Below are 14792 nucleotides of genomic sequence, written 5' to 3'. Positions count from 1 at the left end.
GGTTCGGTCAGGGCCCCACGTTGGTGCAGGGCTTGGCACGCAGCTTCTCCACGTAGTCCGCCGGGGCTCCCGCCGCCTCGGCGGCGTCGGCGATCAGGCCGAGATAGCGTGCCGAGGGCAGACCCCCCTCGTAGGCGTCCAGGACGTAGAGCCAGGCGAGCGTGGGGCCGTCGAGGGTGTGGATGCGTACCCGCAGCTTCTTGTGGAGACCGAGTTCCGCCCCCTCCCAACTGTCGAGTCGTTGCTCGTCCTCGGGGCTGACGTCGTAGAGCACGGTGAACACGTGTGAGCCGGGCTCTTCGACGATGGTGGCCAGCGCACCTTCCCAGCCCAGGTCCTCACCTCCGAAGGTGAGGCGCCAGTCCATCAGCCACCCTGTCCCCGCCACGGGGGAATGGGGGGCGCGTTCGACCATCCGAGCCGGATCCATGTTGGATCCGTAGGCTGCGTATAGCGGCACGGCTCACAGGGTAACCATGCTGGTGGCCGTTGTCCCTCACCGTGTGGTGTTGGGATTGCGTCACGTTTCGTGCCGTGCCCGGCCGGAGTTCCGTCCGGCGGCGAAACCGCCGGGCACACGACTGGGGGTGGGTCGTGTTCGTTCCGCCCTCGGCACCCCTCGGACAGTGAGTCGTCGTTCCGGCGCGAGGCGTGGTCGGCACCGGTGGCGTGTTCGTCGGACACGGCGGCGTACCGTTGACCCGGTGGGCGTGAGCCCGGAGACGAAGGGGTGTGCGAGTGGTCTATACCTTTTTGTGGTGGGATGCACCCCGCTCCGCCCGTGAGGGAGTCGCGGAGGACCCGGCTCACGCGGTACCGCCGAGAAACGAATCGGGCGCGCACAACGCGGAACCGGTTTCGTGAATCGTGTGCCGTGCCGCCGCCGGCGGCCGCTCGGCCACCATCTGACCAACTCCCGGACGGATCCTAGGAGGAGAGCGAAGTGACCCGCATCGTAATCATGGGAGGCGGGCCCGCGGGATACGAGGCAGCCCTCGTGGCCGCGCAGAACGGAGCGGACGTCACGCTGGTCGAGGCGGAAGGACTGGGCGGTTCCTGCGTGCTCTACGACTGCGTCCCGTCGAAGACCTTCATCGCTTCCGGCGGCGCGCGCTCCTCCATCCGCGACGTCCAGGAACTCGGGATCCGTGTCAAGGAGGGAGCCACCGATGTGGACACCTCCGTGGTCCACGGCCGGGTGAAGGGGCTGGCCCTGGCCCAGTCCGCCGACATACGTTCCCGGGTGCACCGCGAGGGAGTACGCATTCTGGGGGGACGCGCCCGCTTCGTCGACGAGTCCCCGGGGCTGGCCCGCCACCGCATCCGCGTGGACCTCGGCGACGGCGGGTACGAGGAACTGGTCGCCGACATCGTGCTGATATCCACGGGCGCCACCCCGCGTATCCTGCCCGGCGCCCAGCCCGACGGGGAGCGGATCCTGACCTGGCGTCAGCTCTACGACCTGCCCGAGCTTCCCGAACACCTCGCCGTGGTCGGCTCCGGAGTCACCGGCGTCGAGTTCGCCTCCGCCTACGCGGAGATGGGGGTGAAGGTCACCCTGGTCTCCAGCAGGGACCGCGTGCTGCCGCACGAGGACGCCGACGCGGCCGCCGTGCTGGAGGAGGTCTTCTCCGAGCGGGGAGCCAGCGTGGTCAAGCACGCCAGGGCGGAGCGGATCGACCGCACCGACTCCGGGGTGCTCATCCACCTGGCCGACGGGAGGCAGCTGGAAGCCAGCCACGCCCTGATGACCGTCGGTTCCGTGCCCAACACCTCGGACATCGGCCTGGAACGGGTCGGTATCGAGGTCGACCGCTCCGGCTACATCCCGGTGGACCGGGTCTCGCGGACCAGCGCGACCGGGATCTACGCCGCCGGGGACTGCACCGGAGTGCTGCTGCTGGCCTCGGTGGCGGCGATGCAGGGTCGGATCGCCATGTGGCACGCCCTGGGGGAGGGAGTGTCCCCGATCAAGCTGAAGACGGTGGCGGCCAACGTGTTCACCCACCCGGAGATCGCCACCGTGGGAATCAGCCAGCAGGCCATCGAGTCCGGGGAGGTGCCCGCCCGCAGCGTGGTGCTGCCCCTGTCGGGGAACCCGAGGGCGAAGATGGAAGGCGTGCGCCGTGGTTTCCTCAAGGTTTTCTGCCGTCCCGCCACCGGTGTGGTGGTCGGTGGTGTGGTGGTGGCCCCCAACGCCAGCGAGCTGATCCTCCCGTTGGCGCTGTCGGTGCAGAACCAGGTGACGGTGGAGGACCTGGCGAACACCTTCTCGGTGTATCCCGCGCTGTCCGGGTCGTTGACCGAGGCGGGGCGCCAGCTGATGAGACACGACGATCTCGACTGACTCCACCGCCCACCCGAGAGCCGGAGGGGACCATCCGTGCGTGACAGGCCGGTACTCGTCTACGACGGTGACTGCGGATTCTGCACCCGCAGCGTCCGTGTGGTGGATCGCCTTCCCGTTCGGGTGAACGCGGTCCCCTGGCAGGAGGCCGACCTGGCCCGACTCGGGGTCACCGAACGACGTGTTCGGCACGAGGTGGTGCTCGTGGAACCGTTCTCGGGGCGGGTCCACGGCGGGGCGGCGGCGGTGGCCGCGCTGTTGCGGCACTGCCGGGGTCCACTGCGACTGTTGGGAGGGCTGCTGGCCCTGCCGGGCGTGGCCACGGTGGTCGAGTGGGTGTACCGGGTGGTGGCCGACAACAGGCACCGACTGCCGGGGGAGACCCCGGCCTGTCGGCTGCCCCCGGAACGCAGACCCGGGCAGGGCGGAAACCACCGGTAGGGCCGAGTCCACCCGGACGGTGCCGAGGACCCGCTGTGGGTCGGCGAGCGCCGTGCGAGCGAGCGTGGACAATGCTCGGGGAGCCCACTGACGGCTCGCACGGAACGGTCGGGGCAGGAGATTCGGGAAGTGTTTCGGAGCAGACGCCGGAGGAAAACGCCGTCCTTTTCGGAGGACGATCCCGGCGAACAGCGGAACTCACCGTGGGCGATTCTCGGGGTTCTCGGACTGGTTTTCGGTGTCGTACTGGTCACCGCCCTGGCCAAACCGGAGGGGCTGTTCCCGGACGAGCCGCCGGAACGGTCGAGCACGGCTACCCCGCGGGAGCGGGAGGGAGCCCCGCAGCGGATCGAACCCGCGGGCAAGCTGGAGCACAACCCGGTGACCGACCGCTCCCTCCGGCTGGCCGAGGTGGAGTGCGAGCTTCCGGAACTCACCGAGACGCGGGAGCGGATGCTGGACTACTACCGCCGGGCGGTGGAGTGCCTGGACCGGGCCTGGAGCGAGGTGCTCACCGGTGCGGGAGTGCAGCGGCGCACTCCTCGGGTGAGTCTGGACGCGCGGGCCCCCGACTGTCGGGAGAGGTCGGAGGAGCGCAGCCGTCCCACGGCCTTCTACTGCTCCGGAACGATCCACCTGCCCAGGCAGTGGGTACTGGCCGACATCGGCACCAGGGAGGAGTCCCACCTGATGCTGTTGGCCCACGAGTACGGACACCACGTCCAGCACCTCTCCGAGATCATGCGGGCCTCGGCCGTGCGCCGGGGTGGGGCCGCCGGCGACGACCCGAAGACCCTCCGACTCATCCGGAGGCTGGAGCTGCAGGCCGAGTGCTTCGCCGGGATGTTCATGGCACGCCTCGCCGAGACCCCGGCGGGTGATGCCGCGGTCGTCGAACGCCTCGTGACCGCTCCGGGCAGTACGAAGATGACGAACACCCACGGCTCGCCGGACAACCAGCGGCGCTGGAGGGAGGCCGGTTACCGGCAGGCGAACACCGGAGCCTGTGACACGTGGTCGGCCCCGGAGGCCGCCGTCCGGTGAGGACGTGGGCGCGCACGCGAGCGCCTTCGGCGGGGCACGTTGTCGTTGGTGGTACGGCGGGAAAAAGGAGTGACCGCGACAGTCGTGTTGTCGCATCATCGTGGGATGGACACACCGGCCGAGTGTTTCTCCTCCTCCGGGGTGGGGTTGCGTCGCTGGAGGCCCGAGGACGTCGACGAACTGGTCCGGACGGTGCGCCAGTCCCTCGGCCACCTCGCTCCGTGGATGCCCTGGGCCCGCCACTACGACCGGGACAGCGCCCTGGGGTTCCTGCGTGACAGCGTCTCCGGGTGGCGGTCCGGGAAACAGTTCGACTTCGCGGTGCTCCACGAGCACGGACTCGCCGGGAGCGTGAGCCTGATGCCCCGGGCGTGCGCCGGAGTGGAGGTCGGGTACTGGCTGCACCCCGCCCGCACCGGCCGGGGAGTGATGACCACGGCGGTGGCGGTACTGACCGACGAGGCCCTCCGTCGTGGGGCGCTGCGTGTGGAGATCACGCACGATCTGGCCAACGTGCGCAGCCGTGGTGTTCCCGAGCGCCTCGGTTACCGGCAGGTGGGAACTCTGCCTCCCGCCCAGCAGGTGGCGCCCGGGGGATGCGGAATCGAGATGGTCTGGCGCAGGGAGCGGCCGTTGGGGCACTCCCGCTGAGGTTCGCCCCGGCGGGACCTCCTCGGTGCCCCGGTCCTCGCCGTCCGGCGTTGCCGTCGTCGCTCGACTACGCTGATTCCGTCAGAGCCGCTCGCGTCCGGGGAGGCGGAACGGGGGCCGTCCGTCTCCGGGTTTTTCCGTGTGAGTAGTGCCCGCTGCGGTCGAGGAGGGGGCGGATGACCGGGGGGACGGATTCCGCGCACACCCGTTGGCGTTATCGGCGGGGACTCGGCGGTGAGATGCTCGCCGAGATCCTCGGAACCTTCGTACTGATCCTGCTGGGATGTGGTTCGGTGGCCGTCGCCGTGGCCGCCCTGCCCGAGTCCGGTCGGCAGGTGACCGAGTTCGGTCCCGCCAACTGGCTGATCATCATCTGGGGATGGGGTTTCGGGGTCGTCTTCGGGGTCTACGTGGCCGGCGGGGTCAGCGGGGCCCACATCAACCCGGCGGTGACACTGGCGTTCGCCGTGCGCAGGGGTTTCCCTCTGTACAAGGTGGTGCCCTACTGGTTCGCCCAGGTGGTGGGGGCCTTCCTGGCGGCTGCCGTGGTCCACGCCGTCTACGCACCGGCGCTGCGGGCTTTCGAGGTCTCCTCGGGGACGCCGCGCGCGGAGTCACTGGACACCTTCTCGGTCTTCGCGACGTTTCCCGCCGAGTACTTCGGCGGGGGATGGTGGGGACCGTTGCTGGACCAGATCGTGGGGACGGCGGTGCTGGTCGGGCTGATCTGCGCGCTGATCGACCGACGCAACATGGCCCCCGCCTCCAACCTCGGGCCGTTCCTGATCGGGATGGTCGTCACCGTGGTCGGGCTGACCTTCGGTCCGGGAGCGGGGTACGCGATCAACCCCGCCCGGGACTTCGGCCCCCGGTTGTGGACCTATCTGGCCGGGTGGCAGGAGCTGGCTTTTCCCGGCAGCTACGAGTGGTTCTCCTGGTACTTCTGGATCCCGATAGTCGGGCCGCTGGTCGGAGGGGTGCTCGGTGCCGTGGTCTACGACCTGTTCGTGGGGCACGTGCTGGCGGACCGGGCGGAACCGGAGGTGGGGCGGGTTCCCGAGTAGACCTCGCTCCGGCGAGGTCGGGAAGGTGCGGGGCCCCGTTCGTACCGTGGTGCGGTAGGGCCGGGTGACGGGATCAGCCGTCCCGCCCCAGCAGGGACAGCAGCGGTGCCGCCTTGGTCAGGCACTCCCGCCACTCGGCCTCGGGGTCGGAGTCGGCCGTGATCCCGCCTCCCACCCCGAAGGCCACCTCGCCGGCGGCGTACTCCAGGGTGCGGATGGCCACGTTGAGTTCGGTACCGGCGACCGGTGAGGACATGCCGACCGAACCGCAGTAGACCTCGCGGGGCTGGTCCTCCAACTCGGCGATGATCTCCAGTGCCCGTTCCTTCGGCGCCCCCGTGACCGAGGCGGGAGGGAACGCCGCCCGCAGCAGTTCCCCGTCGGGCAGGCCCCGGGGCAGCTCGGCCCGCACCTCGGAGACGAGGTGCCAGACCCCCGGGTGCGGCTGCACACGGAGCAGCTCGGGGGTGGTGACGGTGCCGGTGGTGGCCACTCTGCCGAGGTCGTTGCGGGCCATGTCCACGATCATCACGTTCTCGGCGATGTCCTTGGTCGAGCCCCGCAGCACGTCGGCGTTGTGCTCGTCCTCGGGCCCGCGCCGGGGCGTGGTTCCCTTGATGGGGCTGCTGCGCACCACCCGGTCGTGACGGGCGAGGAACAGTTCCGGGGACAGCGAGGCCACCGCGCCCCAGTCGCCCGCGACGTAGGCGGCCCTGGCGGGATGGAACCGGGCACTGCCCGCGGTGAACAGCTCCAGCGGATCCCCGGTGAAAGGCAGGGTGAACCTGCTGCACACGTTCGCCTGGAAGATCTCGCCCGCGGCGATCTCCTCCACGCAGCGGCGTACCGCCTTGCGGTGCAGGGCCGGGTCCGGGCGGTGGACCTCTTCGCAGGCGGGAATGTGCCCGGCGGGGGTGGCGCCCGCGTGTTTGACCAGTTCGCCGAGCTCGGCGACCAACTCCCTCGGCTCCCGGTGCGCGAGCGCCTCGAACCACCACCGGCCGGTGGTGTCCCGGCGGAGCACGTGGTCGGCCCATCCCCAGGCCGCCGGCGGAAGCCGCTGTCGTGGCAGTCGTTCCCGGGCGGCCGGGTCGGCCAGCCCGTACCCCAGGTAGCCGATCCAGCCGCCGCCGACCGCCTCCGGCGGAGCATCCGGGTCGGGCAGAACGGTGGGCTGGTCGTCGACGCGCCGCAGGGCCGTGTCCGCCTGGTGGGCCTCGACGTGGACCGAGGGGACCAGCACCGCCTCACCGCCGAACCACTCTCCGGTCAGGGCCGCCGGACAGGCGAGCCCGCGACGGCTCGCTCGTTCGCGCAGCGTACGCAGTACCTCGGCGGCGGTGGCGTCTCCTTCGAGAGACCGGGTGAACAGTCGCACACCGCCAGTATGCAGCGGCGGATCCGCTCACCCATCCAGTCACCCGAATCGAGTAATCCCGCTCACCGCTACAGTCGGGGGCGTGCGTTTCGTACTCGCTTCCGCCTCCCCCGCCCGGCTGTCCGTGTTGCGCGCCGCCGGGATCGAACCGGTCGTCCGGGTCTCCGGCGTGGACGAGCGAGCCGTGTGGGAGTCGTTGTCCGATCCCACCCCGGCCGAGCTGGTGACGGCTCTGGCCACGGCGAAGGCCGAGGCCGTCGTCGAGGGGGTGGCCGCCGACTTCGACGAGGCGGTGATCGTCGGTTGTGACTCGATGCTGTGGGTCCCCGGAGAAGAGGGGGACGAGCTGGTCGGCAAACCGGCGACCGCCGAGCTGGCGGCGCGGCGCTGGGAGCGGATGGCCGGCGGTTCCGGTGAACTGCTCACCGGCCACGCGGTCCTGCGGCTGAGCGGGGGCACCGTCGTCGACCGCGTCAGCGACCACCTCTCCACCGGGGTGCGTTTCGGGGAGCCTTCCGCGCACGAGCTGGACCACTACATCGCCACCGGGGAGCCGCTTCGGGTGGCCGGGGGGTTCACCCTGGACGGACTCGGCGGTTGGTTCGTCAACGGGGTGGACGGGGATCCCTCCAGCGTGATCGGTATCAGCCTTCCGCTCACCCGTGCCCTGCTGGCCCGGGTGGGCGTCGAGGTGGTCTCGTTGTGGAACCGCGCGGACAGCGCCGAGCAGACTCCCTGCCGAACGGACTCCGGCTCCGTCGTGTGATCGTGACCACCCCGGCGGGCAGGTGGGAACAAAGCCGACCGTGGGGTTGTTGACCACGGACGCGATGACACCCCGAACGAACCGGAGCCTCGCCCGGTATCTCACGCAGCGCCTGCACGTCGATCTGCGACGGCAGGCCAGTTGTATTTGTCGCCGGTGAACCTCCGGGACAGGTAGAGTCCGCCCACCGTGGGTGGTCGCCCTGCGACTCGGGCAGTAGCGGACTCCCGTCACCCGGACGAAATTCCCAGTACTCGTATTCCGAGCCCATCGGGGCGCGTGGCAGCGTGCCCCGGTAAAACCTGCTTTCCGGGAGACAACAAGTGTCCGAGACACAGGTCGCATCCTCGCGTCGACGCGGTTCCTTCTTACGTTTCAACCCGAAGGTGTTCGCCCTGGCGGTGATCGCCTCCCTCCTGTTCGGAGCCCTGCTCGGCTGGGTGGCCGACTCCACCGGTGCGGAATGGCTCGTGACGACCCTGGACACCGTCGGGTCCACGTTCACCAAACTGCTCACCTTCACGGTGCTGCCGTTGATCTTCACGGCCATCGTGGTCGGCATCACCAGCCTGCGCACCATCGGCGGGGGGCGTACGGCGGCCAGGCTCGGAGGCAAGACGGCCCTGTGGTTCGCGCTGACCTCGCTGGTGTCCGTGCTGATCGGTATCGGAGTGGCCTCCCTGCTGCGCCCGGGACAGGGGGTCGACATCACCCCCGACCAACAGCGGGTGGACGAGGTCAGTGAGATGAGCGGGGGCTCCTGGCTCGACCTCGTGCGGGGGCTCGTGCCGGAACACCTGGTCGGGGCCTTCGCCGAGGGCGAAACCCTCCAGGTCGTCTTCGTGTCGCTGCTGGTGGGCGCGGCGGCCTACAGTCTGGGGGACAAGGCCAAGCCCTTCGTCGAGTTCAACAAGGCCGCCTTCGAGATCATCCAGCGCGTGCTGGGCTGGATCATCCGGCTCGCCCCGCTCGGCACGTTGGGGCTGATCGGCAACGCCGTGGCCACCTACGGCAACGAGTTCTTCACCCCGTTGCTGAAACTCACCGGAGCCACCTACCTCGGCTGCGCGCTGGTGCTGTTCGGTCTCTATCCCCTGCTGCTGTGGTTCGTGGCCCGCGTCAGCCCGGCCCGGTTCTTCGGCAAGGCCTGGACCGTGTTGCAGTTCGCCTTCGTGTCCCGGTCCTCCGGGGCCAGTCTGCCGCTGAGCAGGCAGGCGGCCGTCAACCTCGGGGTGGACCGCTCCTACGCGAATTTCGCCGTCCCGCTGGCCACGACGACGAAGATGGACGGCTGCGCGGCCGTGTACCCCGCCGTGGGGTCGCTGTTCATCGCGAACCTGTTCGGGATCGAGATGGGGCTCGTGCAGTACCTGACGATCGTGGCCGTGGCGGTGTTCGGTGCGATCGCCACCGCTGGGGTCACCGGCTGGTTCACCATGCTGACCCTGACGGTGGGGGCCCTGGACTTCCCACCCGCCATCATCGCCACGGGAATCGCGATCGCCTACGCGGTGGATCCGATCATGGACATGATGCGCACGATGACCAACGTCGCGGGTCAGATCACGGTTCCGACCGTCGTGGCCCGGACCGAGGGGATACTGGACGACGAGGTGCTCAACGCCCCCTCCTCCCCACTGCTGGTGGACGGGAGTCCGGAGGACCCGGAGACCGGGCAGAGCTCCCGGGAGGAGCCCGTTCTCGCCAAGGCGTGACGAGGGCTTTCCCGGCGGGGCGCAACCCGCCGGGGGAGGAGAGCGTTGTGGTGCGGGGTGCCGATCCGGCGCCCCGCACCGCGTGTTCCGTCCGCTGTCGGAGTGCTTCCCCCGGCGGCGGGACCGGACGGGAGGGAAACGTACTCGCCACCACCTGTCCGGATGAGGTGGGAAGCTCCTAGACTCTCTGAAGGTCCACGCTGTCGTGACAGGAGGTACGGGGTGCCCGAGCAGGACTCGACCACACAGAACCGGTTGCGCAAGGTACTGATAGCGAACCGCGGGGAGATCGCTGTTCGTGTCGCGCGGGCGTGTGCCGATGTGGGGATCGCGAGTGTGGCGGTCTACGCCGAGCCGGACGCCGAGGCCCCGTTCGTCCGTCTCGCCGACGAGGCCTTCGCGCTGGGCGGATCCACGGCGGCCGACAGCTATCTCGACATCGGCAAGGTGATCGAGGCCGCCCGACGCAGCGGCGCCGACGCGGTGCACCCCGGATACGGCTTCCTGTCGGAGAACGCCGACTTCGCCCAGGCGGTGCTCGACGCCGGCCTGGTGTGGATCGGCCCCTCCCCGCGCGCCATCCGTGACCTCGGGGACAAGGTCACCGCCAGGCACATCGCCACCAGGGCGGGTGCCCCGCTGGTGCCCGGCACCCAGGATCCGGTGTCCGGCTCGGACGAGGTGGTGGCCTTCGCCGAGAAGCACGGGCTGCCGGTGGCGATCAAGGCCGCCTTCGGCGGTGGGGGTCGTGGGCTCAAGGTGGCCCGCACCCTGGAGGAGATCCCCGAGCTGTACGACTCGGCCGTGCGGGAGGCCGAGGGGGCCTTCGGCCGTGGCGAGTGCTTCGTGGAGCGCTACCTGGACAAGCCGCGCCACGTGGAGGCCCAGGTGCTGGCCGACCAGCACGGAAACGTGATCGTGGTCGGCACGCGGGATTGCTCGTTGCAGCGGCGACACCAGAAGCTGGTCGAGGAGGCCCCCGCCCCGTTCCTGTCCGAGGAACAGCGGGCCCGGATCCACGAGGCCGCCAAGGGGATCTGTTCGGAGGCCGGCTACCACGGTGCCGGAACGGTGGAGTTCCTGGTGGGCGCCGACGGGACCATCTCCTTCCTGGAGGTCAACACGCGTCTGCAGGTCGAGCACCCGGTCTCCGAGGAGACCACGGGGATCGACCTGGTGCGCCAGCAGTTCCTGATCGCCGAGGGCAGGCCGCTGGAGATCACCTCGGATCCCGAACCGCGGGGACACTCCATCGAGTTCCGGATCAACGGGGAGGACGCCGGGCGCAACTTCCTGCCCACCCCGGGCACGGTGAGCGAGTTCGTACCGCCGGCCGGACCCGGGGTCCGTGTCGACGGGGGCGTCGACAGCGGCAGTGTCATCGGGGGACAGTTCGACTCGCTGTTGGCGAAGGTGATCGTCACCGGTGCCGACCGGGCCGAGGCGGTACAGCGTTCCCGCCGGGCCCTGGACGAGATGCGGGTGGAGGGCATCGCCACGGTGCTGCCCTTCCACCGGGTGGTGCTGCGTGATCCGGCCTTCACCGGCACCGACGGTTTCACGGTGCACACCCGCTGGATCGAGACCGAGTTCGAGAACACGATCGAGCCCCACACCGGCGGTACCGAGCCCGCCGAGGGGGAACAGCGCAGCCGGTTCACCGTGGAGGTCGGGGGACGCAGACTGGAGGTCTCGCTGCCCGCCTCCCTCGCCGCGGCCCCCGCCGCCGGTGGCGGTGAGAAACAGGGTGCGGGCAAGCCGCGCAAACGCCGCGCCTCGGGTGGGGGAGCGGCTCCCTCCGGGGACGCCGTCACCGCCCCGATGCAGGGCACGGTGGTCACCGTGGCCGTGGAGGACGGCCAGTGGGTGGATGCCGGGGACAAGCTCCTGGTGTTGGAGGCGATGAAGATGGAGAATCCGGTTACCGCCCACAAGAGCGGAACCGTCACCGGGCTGAAGGCGCAGCCGGGTGACTCCATCAGCCAGGAGAGCACTCTCTGCGAGATCAAGGACTAGGTTCGTGGCCGGGCAGGGCAACGAGTTTCGTGTCGGCGACCGGGATCGGGACCGCGCGGTCGCCCTGCTCGGCGAGCACTTCTCCGCGGGGCGCCTGGAGGTCGACGAGTTCGACGAGCGGTGCGGGCGTGCCGCACGGGCGCGGTACCGCTCGGAGATAGCCGCCCTGTTCGCCGATCTGCCCGAGCCCTACCCGGAGGTGCTCGCCTCTCCCGCCCCGGCGGGTTCGCCGGAGTCCGGCAGGCCCGCCCGCCGTCGAGTGGGGGCGGGGGTGGTGGCAGGTTCCGTGTTGCTGGTCATGCTGGCTCTGCTGTGGTTCACCAAGCAGGTCTGGATCGTGCTCCCGCTGGTGGGGTTCTGGTTCTTCTGGTTCGCCACGCGGGACTGACCGGGGCGCGTCCGCCGCGCGTTCTCCACTACGGTGAACCACATGCGTGCCCGGACAAGGGTCACCCGGTGTTGTCTACCGGGACTGCTCGGAGTTCTGCTGCTCGGCGGCTGTGCTGTGCTCTCCCCCCAGCGGAGCGCCGAGGAGGGGCCCGTGCCTCCCGAGCCGGTTCCGATGCCCGCCGAGAGCAGCGTCTCGTTGCCCACCCGTCCGGTGGAGCTGTCCCTGCGGGGACTGGAACCGTGCGGTGTGCTGAGCAAGCGGCAGCGTGCCGCGCTGGGGTTCGACCGGGACCCGTTGCCCGGCGTGGAGCGGGGGTTCGCGGACGCGGAAACCTGTAGTTACCGCAACAGCAGGGCCAAGGTGGGAGCGCGGTTGGCTCTGGTCACCGGTGAGGGGGTTCACGTCTGGACCAGCGACACCGCCCAGGTGCGGGCGAGCCCGGTGACCGTGGAGGGAATGCCCGCCCTGGTCATCAGGACACCGGGGCTGGATCTCGCCTGCAACGTCGCCGTCGACGTGGCCGAGGGGCAGCACCTGGACGTGCTCTACCGGGACGACGGGGCCACTCCGCCACCGCCGTTGGACCGGTTGTGCGCCGGGGCCCGTCGTGTCGCCGAGGCCGCCGTGCGGAGTCTGTACACCGTCTCCACCGGGACGCCCCCGGACTGACGCCGGAGAACCGTTCCACGAACGGGTTTTCACCGCCTGTGACCGATAATGCCCGCGATCGGAGTACTCCCTGCGGCCCTTCCGAGCCATTAAGGTGGGACGGTAGGTACCCGACAGTGGAGGGTGTTCGTGCCGGACAGTTCCCATCGGGACGGTGTGACCGGTGCACTTCCGCCCGCGGAAGCTGCCGGACACGCCGGTTCCATGAGTGTCGAGCCGTCAGCCGTTCCGAACCTGATCGAAGCTCTGCAGTCCTCGCTGGACTCGGTGGGAGTCCAGATCGGACACGCCGTCACCGAGCTCCGCATACGTCCCTGGGCCGGTGACCCCGTCAGCACCGGCACCGCCGAGAAGTTCAACGAGCGCTCGGTCGGCGGGGAACAGGCGGCGCTCACGGCGTTGTGCGGCTATCGCGACCGGTTGCAGGAGGCGGTGGACGCACTGCGTTCGGTGGAGCGGAGATACCGGGGCACCGAGGAGTCCAATGTGACCCGGTTGCACACCGGATGCTGAGTCACGGCGGGGAAGGCGAAAATGACGGACCACCGCTGGCAGGGATACACCCACGCCGAGCTGTTCGAACTGCTGCACCAGGGACCGGGCCCGTCCGCTTCCGGGACCTGCGCCCGGCGATGGAGCGAACTCGGCCGGGCACTGGAGGAGATCGACGACGATCTGCTCGCGGCCCTGCGGAGCTCCGGCGCGGAGTGGCAGGGCGAGGCGGCCGAGAGCGCCCGCCGGGCGCTGACCCCGCTGGAGAACTGGGCGCAGCGCGCGCGACAGGCGGCCGAGTGGATGCGGTTCTGCTCGGAACAGCAGGCCGATTTCGTCGCCCGGGCACGCGCGGAGATGCCGGCCCCGGTGGAGATCACCACCGAGAGGCCGAATCCGGTCACCTCCACCCTGGTTCACCTGTTCGGCGGGCAGACCGACTACGAACAGCAGGAGCGCGAGCAGGAGGCGGCCGAGCAGCGCGCCTTCGACGTGATGCGGAAGTACGAGGACTCCTCCGAGGCCAACACGACCGCGCTGGCCTCCTTCGAACAACCACCCGGGGTGGTGGTGGACGTTCCGCGCACCACCTCCGGGAGTGCTCCCACAGGGGAGATCACCCTCTCCTGGGGACACTCCGGCAGAGGTGGGGCTTCCGTGGCGCCGGGGGCCTCGACCGGCGGCACGGGGACGCGTTCCCCCGGCGGAGCGCGTACCGCGGGGTCGGGCCGTCCGGCGGGTGCCGTCGGCGGCCCGCACGGACACGGGACCGGCAACGCGGGGCGAAACACCGGCGGGACGACCTCCTCCCGGGACGCGGAGGACGAGCGGGAGGAGTCGTTCGTGGAGGTGACGGACTCGCCCGGCGGGACCGGTCCCTTCGACGAGCCACGTGCCCCGGTGCGTCCCGTGATCGGCGGTGATCTCGGTTGAGCGTGCCGCTCGGCGCTGCCACCACGGGCGAACCCGTCGAACTGTCCCTGCTGGAGTTCGACGTGCTCGTCGAGCACCTGGGACTGGGCGCGGTTCCCCTCGTGCTCAGGACGCCCTCGCCGGGCAGGACCCACACCGAGCGCCGTGAGCTCGTCGAAGGCGTCTGGCGGAGTGTCGAGGAACGCAGTCTGGGGGCGAACGGCGAACTGGACGAGGAACTGGGTCGTGTGCTGCGGCTGCTCGACTCCCCCTGCCGCGAGGTGGACGGACGCTGCTGGTTGGGGCGGAGCGTCCGGGTGCTCGTGGCGGGAACGGGGTGTTCCGAGTCGGACGAGGCCGTGCTGGTGGTCAAGGAGGAGGACCGGGTGCGGGTGCGCCCCGCGGCGACCACCGGTCTGCCCCGGGAGGCGCTGACGGTGCTTCCCGACCTCCCAGCCGGGGAGGGGCGTTCGGTCACCCTGCCCAGCGAGGCGCTGGACGCGGCGGCGGAGGAGGCCGCCGACGATCCGATGGCGCTGCGGGACGCGCTGTGCCGGCGGGGGGTGCGTGCCGAGGACGCGGAGATGCTGACCGGGATGCTCGACGGGGTGAGCCACCGGGGCCAGTTCGGGGTCGCCGTCCGGGGGCGTTCCGGAAGGTGGCGGGGGGACCACGTGGTGGGCTTCTTCGACTCCGCCTGGGGACGCTACGCCCAGTTGCGCACCCCGGCCCCCTCCGGGGAACCCTGGAGCACGATCACACCCGTCGGGCACCGGGGACTGCTCGCTCGGGTGGAGGAGCTACTGCTGGCCACGGCCGAGCGGGTTCTTGCCGGGCACTGAGGGAACTCCGGAGAGGCCGGTGCCCGGCGCGAAGAGGAGTCCGCGCCGGGCGGGTGCCCGTCGG

General features: G+C 70.4%; 16 protein-coding genes. 14 read left to right on the top strand and 2 right to left on the bottom strand.

The window, feature by feature from the left end; genetic code table 11:
* Positions 1–7 precede the first annotated feature (7 nt).
* A complete protein-coding gene (locus ACTMO_RS0114720; protein ID WP_026449257.1) occupies positions 8–460 on the bottom strand; it encodes a gamma-glutamylcyclotransferase family protein in 453 nt (150 codons plus the stop codon).
* Positions 461–943: 483 nt separating this feature from the next.
* On the opposite strand from ACTMO_RS0114720, the gene ACTMO_RS0114715 reads away from it, so the two are divergent.
* From ACTMO_RS0114715 to ACTMO_RS0114695, 5 genes are all read left to right on the top strand, one after another.
* Positions 944–2347, top strand: a complete 1404-nt coding sequence (locus ACTMO_RS0114715; protein ID WP_026449256.1) for an NAD(P)H-quinone dehydrogenase — start codon at positions 944–946, stop codon at positions 2345–2347.
* Between the two features lie 36 nt (positions 2348–2383).
* Positions 2384–2788, top strand: a complete 405-nt coding sequence (locus tag ACTMO_RS0114710; protein WP_019855451.1) for a thiol-disulfide oxidoreductase DCC family protein — start codon at positions 2384–2386, stop codon at positions 2786–2788.
* Between the two features lie 129 nt (positions 2789–2917).
* Positions 2918–3832 (top strand): neutral zinc metallopeptidase, encoded by a 915-nt coding sequence (locus tag ACTMO_RS0114705; protein ID WP_019855450.1) that lies wholly within the window; start codon positions 2918–2920, stop codon positions 3830–3832.
* 105 nt (positions 3833–3937) lie between these two features.
* A complete protein-coding gene (locus ACTMO_RS0114700; protein ID WP_019855449.1) occupies positions 3938–4483 on the top strand; it encodes a GNAT family N-acetyltransferase in 546 nt (181 codons plus the stop codon).
* 176 nt (positions 4484–4659) lie between these two features.
* Complete coding sequence (locus ACTMO_RS0114695) at positions 4660–5547, top strand: MIP/aquaporin family protein (RefSeq protein ID WP_019855448.1); 888 nt, start codon at positions 4660–4662, stop codon at positions 5545–5547.
* A 73-nt stretch (positions 5548–5620) separates the two neighbouring features.
* Here the strand turns inward: ACTMO_RS0114695 and ACTMO_RS0114690 are convergent, their stop codons facing one another.
* On the bottom strand, positions 5621–6925 hold the full coding sequence (locus ACTMO_RS0114690) for an aminodeoxychorismate synthase component I (RefSeq protein WP_019855447.1): 1305 nt from the start codon (positions 6923–6925) through the stop codon (positions 5621–5623).
* An 82-nt stretch (positions 6926–7007) separates the two neighbouring features.
* Here ACTMO_RS0114690 and ACTMO_RS0114685 point away from each other — a divergent pair, with 82 nt between their 5' ends.
* The 9 genes from ACTMO_RS0114685 to ACTMO_RS0114650 all read left to right on the top strand — a co-directional run bounded on the left by ACTMO_RS0114685 (position 7008) and on the right by ACTMO_RS0114650 (position 14728).
* Positions 7008–7691, top strand: a complete 684-nt coding sequence (locus ACTMO_RS0114685) for a Maf family protein (protein WP_019855446.1) — start codon at positions 7008–7010, stop codon at positions 7689–7691.
* 64 nt (positions 7692–7755) lie between these two features.
* Positions 7756–7851, top strand: a complete 96-nt coding sequence (locus tag ACTMO_RS24180) for a putative leader peptide (RefSeq protein ID WP_425394322.1) — start codon at positions 7756–7758, stop codon at positions 7849–7851.
* Positions 7852–8014: 163 nt separating this feature from the next.
* On the top strand, positions 8015–9406 hold the full coding sequence (locus tag ACTMO_RS0114680) for a dicarboxylate/amino acid:cation symporter (protein WP_019855445.1): 1392 nt from the start codon (positions 8015–8017) through the stop codon (positions 9404–9406).
* A 222-nt stretch (positions 9407–9628) separates the two neighbouring features.
* Positions 9629–11422 carry an acetyl/propionyl/methylcrotonyl-CoA carboxylase subunit alpha gene (locus ACTMO_RS0114675; protein ID WP_019855444.1) on the top strand — a complete coding sequence of 598 codons (1794 nt, stop codon included), beginning with the start codon at positions 9629–9631 and terminating at the stop codon, positions 11420–11422.
* Positions 11423–11426: 4 nt separating this feature from the next.
* On the top strand, positions 11427–11810 hold the full coding sequence (locus ACTMO_RS0114670; protein WP_019855443.1) for a DUF1707 SHOCT-like domain-containing protein: 384 nt from the start codon (positions 11427–11429) through the stop codon (positions 11808–11810).
* 42 nt (positions 11811–11852) lie between these two features.
* Complete coding sequence (locus ACTMO_RS21170; RefSeq protein ID WP_084792147.1) at positions 11853–12482, top strand: DUF3558 domain-containing protein; 630 nt, start codon at positions 11853–11855, stop codon at positions 12480–12482.
* A gap of 204 nt (positions 12483–12686) precedes the next feature.
* A complete protein-coding gene (locus tag ACTMO_RS0114660; RefSeq protein WP_245556192.1) occupies positions 12687–12995 on the top strand; it encodes a hypothetical protein in 309 nt (102 codons plus the stop codon).
* Between the two features lie 21 nt (positions 12996–13016).
* Positions 13017–13907, top strand: a complete 891-nt coding sequence (locus ACTMO_RS0114655) for a PPE domain-containing protein (RefSeq protein ID WP_019855440.1) — start codon at positions 13017–13019, stop codon at positions 13905–13907.
* A gap of 2 nt (positions 13908–13909) precedes the next feature.
* On the top strand, positions 13910–14728 hold the full coding sequence (locus tag ACTMO_RS0114650; protein ID WP_033401551.1) for an ESX secretion-associated protein EspG: 819 nt from the start codon (positions 13910–13912) through the stop codon (positions 14726–14728).
* The last annotated feature ends 64 nt before the right edge of the window (positions 14729–14792 follow it).

Source organism: Actinopolyspora mortivallis DSM 44261 (assembly GCF_000384035.1).
GTDB lineage: Bacteria > Actinomycetota > Actinomycetes > Mycobacteriales > Pseudonocardiaceae > Actinopolyspora > Actinopolyspora mortivallis.
Note: the sequence above shows the minus strand (reverse complement) of the source record. Positions and strands in the feature narration are given on the sequence as shown.